The following is a 19953-nucleotide window of genomic DNA, read 5'->3' as shown; positions in this document are numbered from 1 at the left end:
GTACCAGAGTTTTTATTAATAAGCTGGCAAACTCAATAGAAAAAAGTAGCCCAAATTGAGCTACTTTAATATATAATCTAGGACCTCTATAAGGTCATTTATTTGATAATCGGCTTGATCTTGATTGAGATAATAATTTGATGGTCTAAATGCTATAACTTTTAAACTTGCATCTTTTGCAGCTTGAATCCCTAGTGTAGAGTCTTCAACTACAATTATTTCTTCACTTGGTAAGTCCAACTTTTTTATTGATTTTAGGTAAATCTCAGGATCAGGCTTGTTATTTTTACACTCTTCTCCTGATTCAAAAAACTCAACATAATCGTTTAGCTTCATATCATCTATAAATCTTTGTATGATATATCTGCTTCCTGCTGATGCAAGGATTATTCTTATCCTTTTTTCATCTAATTTTTGAAAAAGTTCTTCCAAACTTGGTCTAGAATACTTCTTAAAGTCAATTTGATGAGTTTTTTCATAATCATCTAAATATGTTTTTTTAAGCTTTTCTCTAAGTCCCTCATCATTAGGAACAAGAGTTTCCCATATTTTTATAACATTACTTCCTACAAAATCATTGATATCAGTAGAACCAGGCTCAATATTATTTTCTTTAAAGAAATTCATTCTTCTTTGAAAATAAAATTCCTCCGAGTTTACCAATACACCATCAATATCAAAGATAACAGCCTTAATCATATTAATAGTTTAATTTCCACATATATCTACGTTTAGATAAAGAGTGTCCACGTACTTCCGCTAATTCTTCAGCGTATACTCTCATTACTGATGAAAGAATTAGTGGGTTGAAGTAGTCCACTACTTCTGGATCAAACTCGCTTGATAAAGCATAGTCTTTTCCATCAATTACTGATACATTTGCATCAAATCTTAGTAGGAATTCTAATAATCTTTCATCAAGTTTTCTTGTTTTACCATCGGCCATGAATACTAAGAATGGTACATCTTTATCTGTAATTTCAAGTGCCCCGTGGAAGAACTCTCCTGAGTGAATGCTAGCTGAATCTATCCATTGCATTTCTAGAAGTAAGCACAAGCTTGTAGCATAGGCAGCTTCAAAGTTAGGACCACTACCTAATACATAAATAGGAGAAGCTTCTTTAAATGATTGTGCAAATTTTATAGCTTCATTTTTTGCGGCTTTTGCTGATTTTTCAGAAACTTCTGCAACTTTTGCAAATCCTTCTTGGAATTTGTCGTAATGTTCAACGCCTTCAATTTGATTTACTATCTCAACTGCTAATTGCAAACAATATTGCATTTTTTCAAGTTTTTCCCCGTAATTAGCATGGAATCCATGAACGATTGGGTATTCAGCAGCTTCTGCTATTGGGGATTTACCATCATTGGTCAGACAAATTGTTGTAGCTCCTAAACTTCTTGCTTTTTTGGTTGCCTCAACAGTTTCTGGTGTAGTGCCACCTAATGATGCAGAAATAACTATTGAAGATTCTCCAATATCTTTTGGTGTGTCATAATTGAATTCATTTGCTGTTAGATGACCAGTTTTTATATTTGAGTTTCTTGAAACAAAATAAAATGCTGGATAAAGATCAGCTTTTGAAGCTCCACAACCTACAAAATAAATATTATTTTTTGTGCCTTTTTTTAATACTTCCTCGATTAATGATTTAAATTCCATTTTTATCTCCTTTTAACTTTCTTTTCTATCCTAAAATTCCAAAGTAACTTAAAACAATTCCACCGACAATAATTAATGTGAGTATTAATCCTGTATTAACGTGCTTCTTGTTTAATTTATACATAAGCATCGTAAGAGCAAGTGGTAAAATACCTGGCATTATTGAGTCAAGTGTTTCTTGTAATACAAAACCCTCTCCAAATGTAATTGGTGTAGTAATGTTAACAAGATTTGAGATCATTCCTCCCACTACTATAAGCCCCATTAGACTTGTAACGTAGAATACTTGGTCCATCATTCCGCCTTTAAGAAGTCTATCTAAAGATTTTGTACCTTGTTCATAGCCTAATTTACCACCGTACCATGTGACTAATATTGAAGGTATAGCAGAAATAATCATTGCTAAAATAGGCCCCAAGATACTTCCTTGTTGTGCTAAAGATATTCCTAGCCCAAAAGCTATTATCCTAACTGTTCCCTGAAAGAACGAATCTCCAATACCTGATAATGGCCCCATAAGTGATGTCTTAATATTACTGATAGCTTCTGGAGGCACGTCTTCAGGATTGTTATGTCTCTTTTCCTCCATAGCTGCGGTTATTCCCATTACAAATGAGGTAGTTTGAGGGGTGCAATTAAATAATTGCATGTGTCGTCTATAAGCTTCTTTTTTTGCTTCAATTTCAGAAGAGTCTTTATAAATTTCATCTAGTATAGGTGCCATTCCGTGCATATAACCCATGTTCATCTGACGTTCATAATTCCATGTGTTTTGAATAGCCCAGGAAGACCAAAAGAATTTTTTATATTTCCAATTATTATTTTTCTTATTCATAAAATCTCCTAAAAACCATCTGGTGTATCAAGAATATCCATATCGTCTGATTCTATTGTAACTTCCGGACCTTCTGTACTGGTATATGCTTTGCCTTTAGATCCGAACTTTAGTTCTCTTAATATTAAGGCTATTACAATAGCAAATAGGGATATAGCTGTTAAATCTAATTTAAAGTATGCGGCCATTAAAAATCCAGCAAACATATAAACAGCATTTTTGTTGTTCATCATCATGCTCAATAATAAAGCAAGTCCATATGCAGGCATTATAGCTGCAGCTACTTGTAGACCGTTTGTCAACCACTCTGGTATTATCTCAATGAAATTTTTAACAGCATCTGTTCCTAAATATATTGAGAAGAATATAGGTATAAAATATGATAGTGAGTATAAAACAACTCCCCATGTAATGTGAGCTCTGCTAGCTTTAGCAAATTGCCCATTATCTATTAAGTCATCGACTCTATGATTTAGTCCTGATAGAACAGTTCTTAATAGGGTTCCTAAAAATTGTCCTAAAACAGCAATTGGAATAGCAATAGTTAAAGCTTCCTCAGGACTAGCACCCGTTAATATAGCAAATGAAGATGCTATAATAGAACCAAGCACCATATCAGGTGGAGATGCTGCACCTATATTTACCAAGCCTAATGATACCAACTCAAGTTGAGCACCAATCAATAAACCAGCTTGAACATCACCTAGCACTAGACCAACTAACGTTGATCCTATAAGTGGTCTTTCAAAATTTAATCTTCCTAAAAGCCTAGAATCCAGCATACAGAAGATGCCGACTAGACCAACCAACAAGGCCTTTATGAACATAAGTCCTCCTATAAAATATTTGTAAGTTCTTTCCTTGGTGAACTTGGAGTTTGTTGAGAATAAATTTTGTATCCAAGGCTTACAAGTTCTTTTGAGTTCTCAACATCTTCATCTGTTAAGAAAACTGCTTTATCAAACTCATTTGATCCATCTTTTTTAGGAATTGCACCGTAATTAATTTCTTTTAAGTTAGAATTAAAAACTTTCATAAACTCTAAGCAAGTATATGTATTAGCAAAAATAATAGCAGTTTTTTCTTTCAACTGAGACAATTTGACTTTTCTATCCAATGCTTCTTTTAAAGTAAAGATATGCATTTTCTTTCCTTCAGGTTTTGCAAGAGATAGAATAGATTTTTCTGCATCACTTGATCCAACTCTGTCATCTATAACCACTATTCTTTCAATCCCTAGTGAGTTCAGCCAACCTACGACTACTTGACCATGTACTAGTCTGTAGTCAATTCTAATAAGACTAATCATATAACCTCCAATCTTTATGGTATGGTACCATCTTCATATTGGTATGATACCATCACTAAAATCATCTGTCAAATGTTGTAACCTTTTTTAAAAATGGTATGGTATATTTAACAAAGGAGATTATATGAATACAGGATTAATAATATGTACACACAAAAGAACTGGAGTCGAAATCAAAAATTCAGTTGAAATGATTACAGGAATGGGTGACAACATTGAAGTTATTGAATTTCTAGAAGATAATAGTCCAGAGGAAGTTAGAGAAAAATACCAAAGTGCAATAGAAAAATTAAATTCTAATAAGGTTATTTTTCTAGTTGATATTAAGGGTGGGACCCCATTTAACTGTGCCGCAAGAATGAAAATAGAGAATCCTTCTTATGAAGTTATTACAGGTGTCAATATACCAATGGTTATATCATTTCTAATGGCAGGTGAAAACGAAGATATAGAGCAAATAATTGAAAATTCAATCAAAGAAGCTAAAGATTCTATTGAAAGATTAGCTTTTTAATAGGAGTGAAATGGAAAAATTAGATACCAAATCAACAATACCATTATATAAACAAGTTGCTGATATAATGATCAAAGAACTAGATAAAGTTAAATCAGAAAATAAAAGTGAAATTATAGGTACTGACGACAAACTATTAGCCGAAAGAAATCTTTCTGAGCATTTCAACGTAAGTAGAATAACTATTAGACAAGCAATGGATATGCTTGAAGAAAAGAACTATATAAATCGAATACAAGGTAAGGGCACTTTTGTTAATAGAGATAAAATTGTAAAGCCACTACAAGAATCCAAAAGTTTTACTAGCTTAATCTTAGATAGCGGACATATGCCTGGTGCTAAGCTAAAAAGCGCTAGTATCCAACTAGCTAATGAATTAGACCAAGAAGTATTTAATATAACTAAAGAAGACTACGTATTTGTAATGAAAAGATTAAGATTTGTAGATGATGTACCATGTGCATACGAAGTCACTCATTTTAAGAAGACTTTTTCAAACCTGGGAGACTTAGATTTTGATAATAAGTCTCTATATGATTTTATGCAAAAAGAAATGGGATATGACTTTCACACTGTAGAAAAGACAATTGAAATTGTATATGCAGATGAAGAAATATCAAAAATTTTTAATATAGATCTCAATACACCAGTAGTTTTATTAAAGGCAATAGTAGCAAATCAAGATGGTGAAATTACTAACAATGTATTCGAGTACCTTTTATCTGATAAATTTATTTTCAAAGTATAAGACTCATTAATTGAGCCTTATTTTTTTGAAAATTTTATAATTATTTTATTTATTTACTATAAAGCAGCTTCCTTGTATTCCATATCCAAGTCTTCAGCTACTGGTTCGTAGGCTATGTAGCCATTGAATGTATTTATTCCTGATTTGATTTCTGGGAATTTTTCGCTTGCTTCTTTTAGACCCATTTCTGCTACAGCTTTGGCATATCTTGTTGTCGCGTTTGATAGGGCGTAGGTTGATGTCATTGCTACAGCTCCTGGGATATTTGCTACTGCATAGTGGGTTACTCCGTATTTTGTAAATATTGGGTCAGTGTGGCTGGTTGGGTGGTTTTTGGTCAAATCTGTTGATCCACCTTGGTCTATTGCCACGTCCACTATTACTGAACCTTCTTTCATTTCTTTAACATATTCTTCTTTGATTAGTTGAGGTGCTTTTCTTCCTGGGATTAGGACTGTAGATATTACAAGATCTGCTGTTTTTACACTTTCTTCTATATTTAGTGGGTTTGAGTATAGGGTTTCAATCTTATCTTGGAAGATATTTGTTAACCTTGTTAGAGCGTCAATATTTACATCTAATACTGTTACCCTTGCTCCCATTCCAACAGCTATTCTGGTTGCTCCAGTTCCTACAACACCTGCTCCTACTATTACAACGTGTGCTGGTCTAACTCCTGGTACTCCTTGAAGTAGGATTCCCCTGCCTCCTGCTGGACTTGTAAGGTATCTTGCTCCTTCTTGGACAGCCATACGTCCAGCTATCTCTGACATTGGCCTTAGTAGTGGGAGTTTGCCATCTAAGTTTAATGTTTCATATCCTATTGCTGTAACTTTTTTGTCTACTAATTCTTTGGCTAATTTCTCGTTGCTTGCCAAGTGCAAGTATGTATATAGAATTTGTCCTTCTCTTAGGTATTGGTATTCTTCTTCTAGTGGTTCTTTTACCTTGTATATGAAATCAGCCTTTTCCCATACTTCTTTGGCAGAGTCTAATATTTTGGCACCTGCTTCTATGTAGTCGCTATCTTCTATGCCAGAACCAAGGCCAGCACCTTTTTCAATATAAACTTCGTTATGTTTAGCTAGCTCTGCAACTGCTCCAGGTATTACAGCAACCCTGTTTTCTTGGTCTTTGATTTCTTTTGGTACTCCTATTATCATTTATAACTCCTTGTCGTTAATTCATAAGCATCTGTATTTTCATTTATATACTATATCTTACCCAATATATTAAGCTTATTTCAGTCAAATTTTAATTCTCGCAAATATATATCTTTGCTAGCTTTTGGAGATATTCTCTTTTTTTGGCCCTTGCTTTCTATTATTACCGTATTATCAAAACTATCGTAGGCTAGAAGTTTTATTTTGCTACCAATTTTTATGTCCATGGACTCACAGTAGTCAAGTAGTTCTCTTTGGTCTCTGATTCTTTCAACTGTGTAGGAAGTTTCTGGACTTGCTTGGTTCATCTTTACTAAGTGCCTAGGGGTCTTTTCGTTGTTTATAAATATTACAGATCCATGCGGACAATAGTCTGGATATCCCAGGTATGCATTCAATTTATCTAATAATTCATCATTGGTTACAGATTGCAAGGCGTTTGCTACAGAGTGGACATCTTTCCAAGAAAATTCTAATTCCTTTTCCAAAAAATACTCCCATAGTCGGTGCTTAGACAAAATATTTTTTGTTATTTGCACCCCCTCATTTGTAAGTAAGTTTTCTTTGCTATCTTTTACAAGGCCTTGTTCCTTTAATTTTTTTAGCATTTCTGTAACCGATGATGGAGCTAAATCTAGATGGGTGCTTATAGATTTGTTGGTTACTTTTTCTCCCTCACTCATAAGCTTATAAATGGTTATTAAATATTCTTCTTTTTGTGAATTTAGCTCTGACATTTTTATATCCTTATCTATACCTAATTACTAGCCTTAACTTGTATATTTAGTATACTTCTTAGCAATAATTATAGCTAGATAAGTGAACATATTGATAAATGCAATGAAGCCTGCTATGGATACATTCAAATATATGGCAAGATAAAATCCTATTATGGAATTGATGCTTGCTATTAAGCTAGCTGCGATTAAGCTTGCTTTTAAATTTTTACAAATTTCTAAACTACTTGCTCCAGGCCCAATAAAAAATGATATGACTAAGATAGCACCTACACTATTGAAAGATACAACAGCACTTATACTTGTTAGGCTCATCAAACCATAAAATAGAAAGCTTGTTGGTATACCTAGTAAGTATGCAAAGTCCTTATCAAAGGTTGAAATTTTAAGTTTTTGATAATTACTTATTATAAAAATAAGGGTTAATAGCATAATTGCTAGTCCATATAAGATGGATGTAGGAAGCTGATGGCCAAATATATTCGTGGTTACTAAAGAAGAGAATAAAACTTCTCCCATCAAGACCACATCTGTATCTAGATGAACATTTCTAAAAAATTTACTAATAAGTATAACTGCAAGTGCAAATAGTATTGGGAATACCATGCCAATTGCATCGTCATATTTGCTTATCCCTTTTTTGCCAATGGATTCTACAAGATATACAGTAAGCAAACCCATTAGAGATGCCCCTATTATTAGTAAGGGAGAGTCTAGGTCTTTTACTAAGAAATAAGCTAAAACTATGCCCAATAATACCGTATGACTTATGGCATCTGTAAGCATAGATAGATTTCTTAATATCAAAAATACGCCTAGTAAGGAACAAGTTATTGATGTTATTATCAAAACTATCAGTGAATCAATCATAACCTAACTCCTTAGCTTTAAAATTCTTGTAAATGTTATTATAATAATCGCTATTATTCCTTGGCACAAAATAATAGTAGGTCCTGTCGAAAATCCTGCATACGCTGTGGAAATTATGGATCCAAATGTCGAAGCAATTACGGATAAAAGGCTAGATAAGGCTAAAACCCCAATAAACTTATCTGTAAGCTTAGAAGCAGTAATAGTAGGTATTATTAATAGTGAGCTAATGAGTATGACACCACAAGTTTTTATACCTAAGCCTATTACTAAGATTGTCATAAATAAAATTAGATAATCTAATTTATTTGTATTAATCCCCATTAAATGTGCAAATTCCTTATCAAACAAATAACATTTTATATCCCTGTAGTTAAAAGCAACTATTAATAAACATAGCAAAAAGGCTATAGCAAGTAAGATTATATCTTCTTTCATAAGATAGGCCGCTTGGCCAAAAATATATTTATCAAGCCCCGCCTTGCTAGCTTTTGAGTAAGACGGATTACCTTGAATATAGGACTTGAGTACCAAACCCAAGCCGAATAATCCAGTCAAGCAAATAGCCATATTTGCATCAGGTCCAATTTTGCTGTTTTTATTGAAATATTGGATCAAAAAATATGAAAGACTTGCTGTAATCATTGCCCCTAGCAGCAAAATAGCGGGATTTCTTTGATTGCTTAGCATAAAGCTTAAAATTATGCCTGGATACGTTGAATGACCCAAAGCATCTCCAATAAGTGATTGAGACTTATATACATTAAGAGAACCTACTATAGCAGATATCATAGCTAGAAGAGAAGTGCCTATTAGTATTATTCTAAAAGAATATAAACTTAAAATTTGCATAACTAGCTCCTAAAACCACGGTTTATAACTTCATCTATATCATTAATAAATAATGGCCCACTGTATTTGATATCCTTGTTTAATACAACTAGCTGATCAAAGTATTTATTTAAAGTATATATATTGTGGTGAACAGCTAGGACTGTCTTGCCTTTATTTTGTAATTTCAAAAACTCATCTGCAATTATATCCTCAGTTTTCATATCGACTCCAGTTAAAGGCTCATCTAGTATATAAATATCAGCGTCAGAAGCCAGGGCCCTAGCTAAAAAGACCCTCTGCTTTTGTCCACCTGATAAGTTATTTATCTGCCTATTAGCTAAATCTGATATGCCCATCTCTTCTAGGGAAGCTCTTGCCTTATCTTTATCTTCATCAGATAAGCGGCCAAATGTCCTCATATTCTTATAAAGACCCATGGTTACCACATCCATTACAGTTGTGGGAAATTGCCAATTTACAGCATCCTTTTGAGGTACATAAGCTATAGATTTTCTCACTTGGTCCAAATCTTTGCCCAAGATTTTAACTTCACCCTTATCTTTTTTTATAAGGCCAAGAATAGCTTTAATAAAAGTGGACTTGCCAGCTCCATTTGATCCAACTATTGCACACCTTGTATTAATGGGAATTTTTAAATTTATATCATTTAAAACCAAATTATTCCCGTAGGAAACTTTAAGATTTTTTACTTCTATAGCATAATCCATTGTTAGCCTACTTCAAATTATCTACAATCAAATCTATGTTGTGCTTATACATTTTTATATATGTGTCGGCCTCTCCACCTTTACTAGATAATGAATCTGAATAAAGTTCTTGTCCATCTCCGCCAACTACCTTTGTTTCAAATCCCTTGCTTTTGACTATATCAGCCAATTTTTGCATTCTTTCAGGATTTGTTGTTGACTCTGCAAAGATAGCCTTTATCTTCTTGTCGGCAATAAATGTTGCCGTATCTTCTAAGTCCTTGTTTGATAGCTCAGAATCAGTAGATACTCCTTGTGGTGCCATAACCTCTATGTCATATTTTCTTGAGAAATAATTAAAAGCATCGTGAGGCGTTATAAGATATCTTTTATCTTCTGGCAATTCATTTAATCTATCAACTACATAAGTATTTAGATCATCAAGTTCAGCTAAGTATTTACTACAATTATCATCAATCATATCCACTGTTTTTTGGTCATCTTTATATAGTTCTTTTAACTTATTAGCTGTATTAGTAAAAGCCTCTTTATAAAGATCAATATTGAACCAAAAATGTGGATCCACTATTGTTTCTCCATCTTCATCCATTTGACCTATATCTTTTTGATCAAATGTCTCTGTTATAGGATATCCCACACTTTCCAAAGCATCTACCATCTTGCCTTCAAAATGAAGACCGTGATATAAAACAAGGTCAGCTTCTTTAAGCTTCTTTAAATCCTCTGGTTTTGCAACATATAAGTGTGGATCTTCTCCAGCAGGGATTATCAAATTGACATTGGCCTTATCTCCAATAAGTTCATTTACCATATCTTCTATAAAAGTTGTAGTAACAGTAACTGTTTTCTTATCAGCTTGCTCATTTGTACTAGAATCTACTCTTTCACTATTCGATTTTGATTGATTATTACCACAAGCAACTAAACATGATAACATTAAAAATATAGTTAAAATTCTTTTTTTCATATATGACTCCTTTAAATTAAAAATTTATTTAATAATATTATAATATCTTTTTAGATGATTGCAAATATATTTTTAGGTTCGCCTAAACATTTTTATCTTATACTATGTTTCTGATAATTATGAAGGTATAGTCATAGTATGATTAAACTAATAACCATTGATGTGGATGGCACCCTAGTTACTCCACTAAAAAGACTTACGAAAGAAAATATAATAGCCATTGACAAGGCTCGTGACATGGGTGTGCACATAGCCTTAGCTTCTGGTAGACCTTATTCTGGGGTAAGGGGGCTAGTCAAAAAGTTGGGTCTAGATAGGAAAGATCATTTTTCTGTTTGCCAAAACGGATCTTATATATTTGATAATCTTACAGAAAAGCCAATTTCTGGGACCTACCAATCCCCATCTGATTTTGAAATAGTAGATGATTTGGTTAAGAATTTTAATGTAGAAGTTTCTGCTATGGATCATGAGGGATTTTATTCTCGCCACAAAAACCCTAGCATTTACACAAGGATAGACGCAAAAATCTCCAAATTACCCATAACTCGTATCAATTACAGCGACTTTCCAAAAGATAAAAAATTGGGTAGAATTTTAATTTTGGGTAGAAAGTCTGCTATTGATAAACTTTACAATAATATGCCCAAAGAACTTCAAGAAAATTACTATGCAGTTAGAACCGCACCATTTTTGATAGAAGTAATGAACAAGAAAACCAACAAGGGTTATGCTATAGGAGTTATGGCTAGCAAGCTAGGGATTAGCCAAGATGAGATAATGAGTATAGGAAACGAAAGAAATGATATACCTATGCTAGAACAAGCAGGTTTTGCCGTGGCCATGGAAAATTCCGTCGAAGAATTAAAACCCCACGCAGATTTTATTACCAAAAGTAATCTAAAATCCGGTGTCGGTTATGCTATAGAAAAACTTTTAACTAACAATTTAGAAAAATTTATTTAAACGCTGATTAAAACAATCAGCGTTATTTTTATGTCCATTTATTATTTGGCTTTTATTAAATTATTTCATTTTAATTTTACATTATATAAAATTATGTTATACTATATTTATAAAATAATATAATAACATTAAAAAAAGTAAGGTGGTATATTAATGAATGATATAGTCTTAGAAACTTATGAACTAGAGAAAAGATATGGTAAATTTATTGCAGTGGACAATATAAGTCTAAAAATAAAGGAAAAATCTATCTATGGTTTAGTAGGCGAAAATGGAGCTGGTAAATCCTCTCTTATGAAGATGCTATCAGGCTTATCTAATAAAACAAAGGGAGAAATCAAATTATTAGGAAAGGATGTCACTCGTCATTCATTGGAGTTTATGCAAGTAGGCAATTTAATTGAAGCTCCTTGTTTATATGATAATTTAAATGCTTATGAAAATTTAAAGTTAAAGTCCTTAGCTTATGGAATTAAAGATGAAAATAAAATTTCATCCATTTTACAAACTGTAGGTTTATATAATCAGAATAATAAAAATGTTAAAAGTTTTTCTTTAGGTATGAAGCAAAGACTTGCAATAGCTATGGCTATGGTCAATTCACCAAAATTATTAATCTTAGATGAACCAATCAACGGGCTCGATCCTCAGGGTATTATTGATATAAGAAAAACACTCCAATATATAAATAAAAAATATGGAACTACTATTATCATTTCTAGCCATATTTTAGATGAACTTGCTAGACTTGCAACTGATTTTGGGATAATCTCTCACGGAAAATTAATTGCAGAATTTAGTTCAAAAGATTTGCACGATAGATGTAAATCAAGAATAGAGATAACTTGCAATGATGTAAAAAAAGCTTCTTATATATTAAGAGAAAATACCTATCAAAATGAAATTATTAGTAATAAAAAGTTAATTATGACAAATCACTTTAATAAAACTCATCTAATAAATTCTTTACTAGTGAATAATAATATTGATGTCTATTCAATCTATCTAACAGAAATGAGTTTTGAAGAATATTACATGGAGGTGATCCAAAATGAAAAGAGCAATTAACTTAGAGATATATAGGATAAAGAAAAACAAATACCCTTATATAATAATTATTTTAAGCATATTAATGATGGTAGGATCAGTATTTATGACAAGTTCAGATTATCACTACTACCTTTATAATCAAGATGCTTTTAATAATTTAAAGACCACCTACGAACAAGTCAACTGGGGTATATACGCAGGTAGCGTTATACCTAACTGGGTTGAGCTTAAAAGTATACCTATCACTGAATTATTTATGAGAAATATTCAAAGTAAAATTTTATTAATGTTTCAAACAATATTTGTAGTCCTATTTATAGGCGAAGAAATAAGATCTAAATTTCTTAAAAATATAATAGCGGCTTTCCCTAAAAAGATAGATCTTATACTTGGAAAAATTGTAGTTATAGCTTTATTTACTCTACTTTTATTTATCAGCAACTTTTTATTTATGATGTTAACATTTTATTTGCTAGAAGGATATATAGTATTTACTAATCTAAACTATTTTTTAAAATATGTACTAGTAGAATACTTACTATATTTATCTTATAGCAGTCTAATAATGCTTTTAGTGTATCTGATTAAAAATTCTGCAGCTAGTCTTTTAATAGGAATTCTTGATGCTTCAGGTATCCTTGAAATTGTTGATACCATAATTCACTCATCAATTAGTAATTCAGATAGTTTTTCAATAATGAATTATATAGTAACTGGTCGTATTGTCTTACTTTCTATAAATAGCAGTAGGATAATGTACTTAAATAGTATAATAATCGCTATAATATTTCTTATAATATCTATTGCAGGAACTTATTTACTTTTTAGAAACAAAGATGTGTGTTAAAATCTTTAGATAAAATTTAGACCTCCATAAAACAGAAAAAATGAAATGGAGGTCTAATTTTTATTTATTTTTTTTATTCTTTTTCTTATCTTTCTTAGGATCTATCAAAGCGCCCTTATAATCATTTTTGGTATATTCATCAAGCTCTTTTTCTTTTGCAATATCGTAGTAAACTTTTTTCTCTTCGCTTTCTAGTCTTCTTATAACAGTTTGCAAGGATCTTTTTGCCTTTGTGATGTCAAATTGTTTAAGTCTCATATTTGTTCTGATGGCAATGTCGCTTGCCTTGCCATTTGCTGATGAAAATTCGCTCATCTTGCTTGGCAAATAAATTTTCTTTGCTAAGTCTTCATCAAATAGCAACAAGTTGGCATGAAGGTCTAATAGAGCTTGTTGGGCACGATCGATATTGCTATTTACTGCAGATACTTTGTTGCCTCTTAGGAAGTTTCCAAAAAAGTTGCCTCTTAGCAAGCTATGTGAATTAAAATCATATTTGCCTTCTATTTTTCTTTCTGATCTTTCAAGTTGACTTAGTACATCCTTTGCTTGTCTTAATATACTTTCTATTTTTCTTAAATAATCTGGTCTTTGGTAACCAGCGCTTGTCTTAATAGCCATAGTCCCTCCGTTTGTGTGGTATTTATAGATATTTATACCCAGTTTGAAAATTTGTTTATCATTTGCTTATAAAGTATAGTTATTTTAGCAAAGAGAGGTAATATGGCAAAAGTTTTATTATACAATATCAAAGAAGATTACGATATAGAAAAATTCGAAAAATTAGCGGCTGACCAAAATGTCGGCATTATTAGAGTGGAAAAAGATAGCATAGACCAACGTATTGGTTATCTATTGGACTTTGATGGTTTTGAAAAAAGTGACGAAAAACTAGAAGATGACCCAAATCTCGATTTCCCTTTTATACTTTTTGTTGGCTTTGACAGAGATCATTTGTTTGATTTCTTGGATTTGATGCGTGAAAACGACTTAGCCATCCAACATAAGGCAGGAGAAACTGAAAATAATGTCAAATGGACCCTAAGAGAACTCCTTACAGAAAATGACAAAGAAGCAAGGACTATGGGCCTTATTCATAGGATAAATGGCCTAGTAGCCAGAGCCAAAGATTTAAAGGAAGCTCACGGCGAGGACCCTAGATTAAAAGAATTAATAGATGAAATGCAAGCATACTTTGACGATTCTAGCCTATTTGAACTAGAAGTCGCCCAAAAGTACTATCTAAAACTTGCAGATGAAATCATAAGAGTAGAAGAATCTTACAAATAAAAATTTACCCGAACCCCAAAATCCTGATTGAGGATGGAGGGGTTCAGTTTATTTGTAGTTAACTCTTTTTTAGTAGCTTATCATAGGTCCTATCAGTTAGGATAGCTCCTAGTGGGGCTGTTACTAATATTGCTATGACAGATACTGATAAGATAAGATTGCCTGAAGCAAGTCCCATGGATAGAGCCACAGGACCTATGGCGGCTTGTACAGTTGCCTTTGGCAGATAGGCAAAGGACGTAAATAATCTCTCGTCCTTGTTTAAATTTGTACCAATAAGTGATATATTAACTCCGACCATCCTAAAGATTAGGCCGATTAGTATTAGTAAAACTGCCAGAAATCCTGCTTCTTTTACATAGGCCATGTCTACAGATATGCCAACCAAGACAAATAAAAACACTTCAAAAACCTTCCACAATCTTCCAAAGGATCCTAAAAGGTCACTAGTCAATCTCTCATCTTCCATATTTATAGCCATGCCGGCCGTCATAATAGAAATCAAAGCTGATATTGCTATATAATCTCCAACAAGCTCTTGAAATCTCAAGGTCAAGAAGCCAAGGCTTATAAAAATCATGGCCTTATAAATCGGATCTATTTCAAATCTAACAAGTATTTTTCCTAGTATTTTCCCAATAAAAAGCCCTAAAATTATGCCAGTAATTATGGAAATTGGAATATTTAAGAAATTCATAAAAGATAAATCTCCACCTGTTTTTAATGCCAAAAACGAAGAGAAAAATACAATTACAAAGACATCATCAACACTTGCCCCAGCTAAGATCATCTCTGGTATATGCTTATCCTTACCGTATCCCTCGTTCATAAGTCTAATCATACGTGGCACCACTATGGCAGGACTTACAGCAGCAAGGACAGCAGCAAGGATGCCAGCATCAATAGTGTCAATTTTAAATATCATCTTTCCAAAGATAATAATTCCTAGCATCTCTATAGAAGCAGGCACAAAACTTAATAAAATTGCAGGTCTGCCTACTTTTTTAAGCTTGTCAAAATTTAGAGAAAGTCCTGCACGGCTAAGTATAGTCACTAGGGCAATCTGCCTCAAATCGCTACTAATGTTTACAATATTATCACTGACCAAGCCCAATTGATTTGGACTTATTAAAATACCTGCAATGAGCATGCCAATTATTGGTGCCAAGCCAATTTTTTCTGCAAATTTTGCCAATAAAATTCCTAAAATAAAAATAATTCCTATATCTACTAACATAAATCTCCTCAAAAAAAAAAGCTGGTGAGCCCTACAAGTGTAGAAGTCATCAGCTTTTAGCGGTTTTAAAATAAATTATGGAAGAACTTCATTTCCATTACTTATTATATTTTACTTATTACAATATCTATTACAAGCAAATAGACATAAATTTTATAATCAATTATAATTTAGTAAGAGGTATTATATGGAAAATCAAGGAAAATACACTAAAAATATTAGCAAAGAAAACTTTATATTTGTAATCCTATTTTTTGGATTTTTTATCCCCCTTGGAAAAACCATGGGTCTATACAATATGCTGTCAACTATTATGAACCAAGCCTTTGACTTGTTGATAAATACTTGTTTTTACCTGACAGCCATATGTGTACTAACAGGAGCCTTATCAGCACTTTTTGCTGAATTTGGTTTTATATCGCTTATAAATATTATGCTTGCAAAAATAATGAAACCAATCTACAATCTGCCAGGAGCAGCTTCTCTTGGCATATTAAATTGCTATCTTTCAGACAACCCATCAATCTTAACCCTGGCTGGTGAAGATAATTTTAAGATGCTTTTCAAAAAATATCAGCTACCATCGCTCACAAACCTTGGTACAGCCTTTGGTATGGGACTAATCGTTACAGGTAGCATAGGATCTCTAAAAATCCCTGGAGCTGGCAAGGCAGCAATGATAGGAAACCTAGGTGCTCTTATCGGATCTATAGTAAGTGTAAGGATAATGCAAAGTTTTTGCAAAAAATACTATGGCACAAGCGAAATGGTAACAGTCGAATCTCTTAATGACATACCTGCTAATTCTAGAATAATTAGAGACGGATCTGTTGGACTCAGATTTATACAAGCCCTCCTTGAAGGTGGCAAATCAGGCCTAGATATGGGTCTTTCAATAATCCCAGGAGTAATAAGCATCTGCACCATGATAATGCTTTTGACAAACACAGCACCAGCAGATGGCATCTACACAGGAGCAATCAACGAAGGCGTCCCAGTCCTACCTTGGATAGGCAACAAATTGTCCTTCATCCTAAACCCACTATTCGGCTTCACCTTCAGCGAATCAATAGCAGTCCCAATAACAGCCCTAGGATCAGCTGGAGCAGCACTTGGAGTAGTAAAGGGTCTAGTAGCAAATAACCTAGCCACAGCAAATGACCTAGCAGTATTCACATCCATATGCATGTGCTACTCAGGCTACCTATCAACCCATGTAGCAATGATGGACGCCATAGGAGCAAAAGAGCTTACTGGTAAAGCTATTTTATCGCATACTATTGGAGGCTTGGTTGCCGGGGTTGCAGCGCATTTGTTGTTTGGTATTTTTTAGAAAAATACTGGTAAAGATTTGATAATTATATATTTTTTAATGTCTTTAGATTAATCCGTTATTTTAGGGTATAGCTTCGTCCTAAGGGGGAAAACCCAGGGGAGTTCCGATTCTCCCCAACCGGTTTTCCCCCTTAAACCCTCTTTTCCGCTACCCCTCGAAACGGCCACTGCGTGGTGCTAAAACTTGTAAGAATTTGCTATGCAAATTCTGGCGATTTTATAGGGTGAAATCATATTATAAACTAAAAAAATTGGTGTTTTCTAAATCTTGAATTTCTAAAATCGCAAACTCGCTACGCTCAAACAGTGCGATTTCTTAACGAAATTCTGCAATTTGAAAACAACACAATTTCCCCACCTCTAAGCACTGTGGATGCAGTATTTGTAGGATTAGTGGTGCAGTATATATTGTATTAACAGTCCAAACAAAAGAATTCGCGAAGCGAACTTCTACTAATCATTGCCCCACGCAGTGGCGGAGGGGGTAAAAAGGGTTTGGGGGTGTAAGGGGGAAGGGACGTAGGGGTCTCCGTTACCCCTCGACCCTACCCCCTTAGTGCAACGGTATTACCTAAAATTACCAAAAGAATAAAAGACACTCATTAAGTAAAATAATAAAAGCATTTTCATATTTTTAAAAATATATTTCAAGTAACTCCCCTGGGTTTTCCCCCTTAATGCAACGGTATAGCCTTAAACAATAAAAAACTATAAGACATATAATCAAAATATACAATATTCTACATGCCGCATAAAACTAATAATTATAAAAATAAATTTTTTTGCAAAAAATCAGGATTTTAAAAGGCGGGATTTCTCCTGCCTTTTATCCTATACCTGCTGCTTCTTTGGCTAGCTGGTCTGCTTTGTCGTTGTATTTGTCATTGGAATGACCCTTTACTTTTACAAAGTCTATTTTTATTTTCTTTCTTGCTTGATCTATAAAGCTTTTATATGCTTTGGTTAAGTCATTGTTTGTTTTCCAATCTCCATTTGCCCAGGATGCTATGCCTTGGTAATCGTGGTAGATTATGATTTGATCTTTTTTATCTTCTATGGCTTTTTCTATGGCTAGCTCGCTTGCTTTTACTTCACCTGCCACATTTCTATGGATATGGTATGAATCGTCGTAGGATTTCATTAGTTCAAGCTCTTTATCATCTGTTATATAGACTACACCTGATCCGTATACTTTTAGCTTTTGGTTGTAGGAGCCGTCTACATAGGCTATGACTGAATTCGCTCCTATTTCTAACTCTTTTTTTTCACCTGCCATATAGATTTCGGCTTCTTCCTTAGTTTTGAAGGACTTATAGATTGCTCCACTGTATCCTTTTACTTCTTTTAAGCAAGAATCCCAGGATGTATAAATCCCAGGATTTCTGCCTTTTTTTACTGCGTAATATTTCATAAGCTTTCTTTGTTTGCCCAATATGTCACCTGGCCTGGTCCTACTGTGAAGACTCCGTTGCCAGCTTCATCTATTGTCACATCTTCGTTTTTGCCAGATAGGTCAACATAGGTTGCTCCTGCTTCGCCTTCTCCCACGTGCATTTGTTTTTCTGCCATATCTTTGATAGATATTAGAACTGCAAGTGGCTTGTGGTCATTATCACCACGTCTTACCCATCCTATTACTGCTGGGTCGTCAAAGTAGTCGTCTTGATCGCCGTAATTGTATTTCTTTCTGACACTTATCATATTATTGATCATTTGATCTAGTGGGTCGGTTTTTACTGGTCCACATAGGCCGTAGTAATCTCCTGCAAATATGCAAGGGTATCCATCTTTCCTAAATAAGATAAGGGCATAGGCTATTTCCTTAAACCATGGCTCGATCCAAGATTCCAAGCCTTGACCTGGTTGGCTGTCGTGGTTGTCTACAAAGGTTACAGCTTCTGCTGGGAAGTCTCTAACAATGGTATTGTCAAAGATCTTTCTCATATCGTAATTGCCCATTGACTTGCTGGCTTCTTCCATATGGAAGTGAAGTGGCACGTCAAATAAGTCTATTTGATGATTGGTTGCACCTAGATAATGTTCTATGGCTTCTTTGGAATATTGCCAGAATTCACCAAACAAGTAGAACTTATCCATGCCTTTTTCATCTATGATGTGACTTGATAGGCTGTGGATAAATTCTTCTGATATGTGTTTTAATGCATCGTATCTGAAGCCATCTACTTTTGTTTCTTCTATAAACCAATCTGCCCACTTAAATAATTCTTCACGAACTTCTGGGTGGTTGTGGTCGATGTCGTTGTTCATAAGGTAGTCGAAGTTGCCCTTTTCGTTGGAAACATCAGTATCCCAATATTTGCCATCGCCAACTATACGATAAATTGCAGATGTGCCAGACAAGTTATCGTAGTCAACTCCTGTAAAATGGTACCAGTGCCACTGCATGTCAGAGTATTTGCCATTTCTACCAGGGAAGGTGAAATGGGTCCAAGCTTCTATGTCAGTCGCATCGGCTACATCCAAAGTCCTGTTGTTTTGGTCTACCATTATTGCTTGGAATTTTTCTTTCTCATCGCCGTTGCCCTTGTGGTTTAATACTACGTCTGCATAGCATTTGATTCCTGCATCATGGAGGGCATCTATAGCTTGGTGGAGTTCTTCTTTGGTACCATATTTGGTTCTAACAGTTCCTTTTTGGTCAAATTCTCCCAAGTCCCATAGGTCATAGGCTCCATAGCCCACGTCCATGTCTGACCCACCCTTAGTCATAGGTGGAAGCCATAGGGCGTCGATTCCATTTTCCTTTAATTTTTTTGCATTCTTTGTTAGATTTTTATAAAAACTGCCGTCAGCCCAAGTGTCCCACTCGAAAGACTGCATCATTACTTCATTTGCCATG

At 33.8% G+C, this 19953-nt stretch carries 22 protein-coding genes and 1 riboswitch; of the genes, 7 read left to right on the top strand and 15 right to left on the bottom strand.

Annotated elements, in window-relative coordinates:
- Positions 1–60 precede the first annotated feature (60 nt).
- Genes BN38_RS02555 through BN38_RS02535 form a run of 5 tightly spaced genes read right to left on the bottom strand, consistent with a single transcriptional unit; the run spans position 61 to position 3807 of the window.
- The gene (locus tag BN38_RS02555) at positions 61–699 is read right to left on the bottom strand and encodes an HAD family hydrolase (RefSeq protein ID WP_044565357.1); all 639 of its coding nucleotides are present in this window, start codon (positions 697–699) and stop codon (positions 61–63) included.
- A 1-nt stretch (position 700) separates the two neighbouring features.
- Entirely contained in the window at positions 701–1663 is a 963-nt protein-coding gene (locus tag BN38_RS02550; protein WP_044565355.1) for an SIS domain-containing protein, read from the bottom strand.
- A 25-nt stretch (positions 1664–1688) separates the two neighbouring features.
- Positions 1689–2498, bottom strand: coding sequence for a PTS system mannose/fructose/sorbose family transporter subunit IID (locus BN38_RS02545; RefSeq protein WP_044565354.1), 810 nt, complete (start codon positions 2496–2498; stop codon positions 1689–1691).
- 8 nt (positions 2499–2506) lie between these two features.
- Complete coding sequence (locus tag BN38_RS02540; RefSeq protein ID WP_044565353.1) at positions 2507–3325, bottom strand: PTS mannose/fructose/sorbose/N-acetylgalactosamine transporter subunit IIC; 819 nt, start codon at positions 3323–3325, stop codon at positions 2507–2509.
- A gap of 8 nt (positions 3326–3333) precedes the next feature.
- The gene (locus BN38_RS02535) at positions 3334–3807 is read right to left on the bottom strand and encodes a PTS sugar transporter subunit IIB (protein ID WP_044565352.1); all 474 of its coding nucleotides are present in this window, start codon (positions 3805–3807) and stop codon (positions 3334–3336) included.
- A gap of 124 nt (positions 3808–3931) precedes the next feature.
- On the opposite strand from BN38_RS02535, the gene BN38_RS02530 reads away from it, so the two are divergent.
- Positions 3932–4321 carry a PTS sugar transporter subunit IIA gene (locus BN38_RS02530; protein ID WP_044565351.1) on the top strand — a complete coding sequence of 130 codons (390 nt, stop codon included), beginning with the start codon at positions 3932–3934 and terminating at the stop codon, positions 4319–4321.
- Between the two features lie 10 nt (positions 4322–4331).
- Positions 4332–5069, top strand: a complete 738-nt coding sequence (locus tag BN38_RS02525) for a GntR family transcriptional regulator (RefSeq protein WP_044565350.1) — start codon at positions 4332–4334, stop codon at positions 5067–5069.
- A gap of 56 nt (positions 5070–5125) precedes the next feature.
- Here the strand turns inward: BN38_RS02525 and ald are convergent, their stop codons facing one another.
- The 6 genes from ald to BN38_RS02495 form a co-directional block, all read right to left on the bottom strand.
- Positions 5126–6232: an alanine dehydrogenase gene (gene ald / locus BN38_RS02520; protein ID WP_044565349.1), complete on the bottom strand. Its 1107-nt coding sequence runs from the start codon at positions 6230–6232 to the stop codon at positions 5126–5128.
- A gap of 80 nt (positions 6233–6312) precedes the next feature.
- A complete protein-coding gene (locus BN38_RS02515) occupies positions 6313–6969 on the bottom strand; it encodes a metal-dependent transcriptional regulator (protein ID WP_044565347.1) in 657 nt (218 codons plus the stop codon).
- Between the two features lie 33 nt (positions 6970–7002).
- Complete coding sequence (locus BN38_RS02510) at positions 7003–7839, bottom strand: metal ABC transporter permease (RefSeq protein WP_044565346.1); 837 nt, start codon at positions 7837–7839, stop codon at positions 7003–7005.
- Between the two features lie 3 nt (positions 7840–7842).
- Positions 7843–8691 (bottom strand): metal ABC transporter permease, encoded by an 849-nt coding sequence (locus tag BN38_RS02505; RefSeq protein ID WP_044565345.1) that lies wholly within the window; start codon positions 8689–8691, stop codon positions 7843–7845.
- A gap of 2 nt (positions 8692–8693) precedes the next feature.
- Positions 8694–9401, bottom strand: a complete 708-nt coding sequence (locus tag BN38_RS02500) for a metal ABC transporter ATP-binding protein (protein ID WP_044565343.1) — start codon at positions 9399–9401, stop codon at positions 8694–8696.
- A gap of 7 nt (positions 9402–9408) precedes the next feature.
- A complete protein-coding gene (locus BN38_RS02495) occupies positions 9409–10368 on the bottom strand; it encodes a metal ABC transporter solute-binding protein, Zn/Mn family (protein ID WP_044565342.1) in 960 nt (319 codons plus the stop codon).
- Positions 10369–10506: 138 nt separating this feature from the next.
- On the opposite strand from BN38_RS02495, the gene BN38_RS02490 reads away from it, so the two are divergent.
- The 3 genes from BN38_RS02490 to BN38_RS02480 all read left to right on the top strand — a co-directional run bounded on the left by BN38_RS02490 (position 10507) and on the right by BN38_RS02480 (position 13231).
- On the top strand, positions 10507–11334 hold the full coding sequence (locus tag BN38_RS02490; protein ID WP_044565340.1) for a Cof-type HAD-IIB family hydrolase: 828 nt from the start codon (positions 10507–10509) through the stop codon (positions 11332–11334).
- Positions 11335–11487: 153 nt separating this feature from the next.
- Positions 11488–12402: an ABC transporter ATP-binding protein gene (locus tag BN38_RS02485; protein WP_044565339.1), complete on the top strand. Its 915-nt coding sequence runs from the start codon at positions 11488–11490 to the stop codon at positions 12400–12402.
- Positions 12386–13231: a hypothetical protein gene (locus BN38_RS02480; protein WP_044565338.1), complete on the top strand. Its 846-nt coding sequence runs from the start codon at positions 12386–12388 to the stop codon at positions 13229–13231. Before BN38_RS02485 ends, BN38_RS02480 begins: the two co-directional genes overlap by 17 nt.
- A 60-nt stretch (positions 13232–13291) precedes the next feature.
- On the opposite strand, the gene BN38_RS02475 is transcribed toward BN38_RS02480, so the two are convergent.
- The gene (locus tag BN38_RS02475; protein WP_195890875.1) at positions 13292–13852 is read right to left on the bottom strand and encodes a hypothetical protein; all 561 of its coding nucleotides are present in this window, start codon (positions 13850–13852) and stop codon (positions 13292–13294) included.
- Positions 13853–13954: 102 nt separating this feature from the next.
- On the opposite strand from BN38_RS02475, the gene BN38_RS02470 reads away from it, so the two are divergent.
- A complete protein-coding gene (locus BN38_RS02470; protein WP_044565337.1) occupies positions 13955–14521 on the top strand; it encodes a DUF3783 domain-containing protein in 567 nt (188 codons plus the stop codon).
- A 58-nt stretch (positions 14522–14579) separates the two neighbouring features.
- On the opposite strand, the gene BN38_RS02465 is transcribed toward BN38_RS02470, so the two are convergent.
- Positions 14580–15758, bottom strand: coding sequence for a cation:proton antiporter domain-containing protein (locus BN38_RS02465; RefSeq protein ID WP_044565335.1), 1179 nt, complete (start codon positions 15756–15758; stop codon positions 14580–14582).
- A gap of 33 nt (positions 15759–15791) precedes the next feature.
- A riboswitch (Fluoride riboswitch) is annotated at positions 15792–15863 on the bottom strand.
- A gap of 82 nt (positions 15864–15945) precedes the next feature.
- Here BN38_RS02465 and BN38_RS02460 point away from each other — a divergent pair.
- Positions 15946–17091, top strand: coding sequence for a CD0519/CD1768 family membrane protein (locus tag BN38_RS02460; RefSeq protein ID WP_044565334.1), 1146 nt, complete (start codon positions 15946–15948; stop codon positions 17089–17091).
- An 828-nt stretch (positions 17092–17919) separates the two neighbouring features.
- Here the strand turns inward: BN38_RS02460 and BN38_RS02455 are convergent.
- Together BN38_RS02455 and BN38_RS02450 are read right to left on the bottom strand one after the other, a co-directional pair.
- On the bottom strand, positions 17920–18504 hold the full coding sequence (locus BN38_RS02455; protein ID WP_044565415.1) for a ribonuclease H1 domain-containing protein: 585 nt from the start codon (positions 18502–18504) through the stop codon (positions 17920–17922).
- Positions 18501–19952 (bottom strand): alpha-amylase, encoded by a 1452-nt coding sequence (locus BN38_RS02450; RefSeq protein ID WP_044565333.1) that lies wholly within the window; start codon positions 19950–19952, stop codon positions 18501–18503. The genes BN38_RS02455 and BN38_RS02450 overlap by 4 nt, the downstream gene beginning before the upstream one ends.
- Position 19953: the final 1 nt, after the last annotated feature.

It is taken from the genome of Anaerococcus provencensis (assembly GCF_000312365.2).
GTDB lineage: Bacteria > Bacillota > Clostridia > Tissierellales > Peptoniphilaceae > Anaerococcus > Anaerococcus provencensis.
The sequence above is the reverse complement of the archived record's forward strand: the minus strand, read 5'-3'. Positions and strand labels throughout refer to the sequence as shown.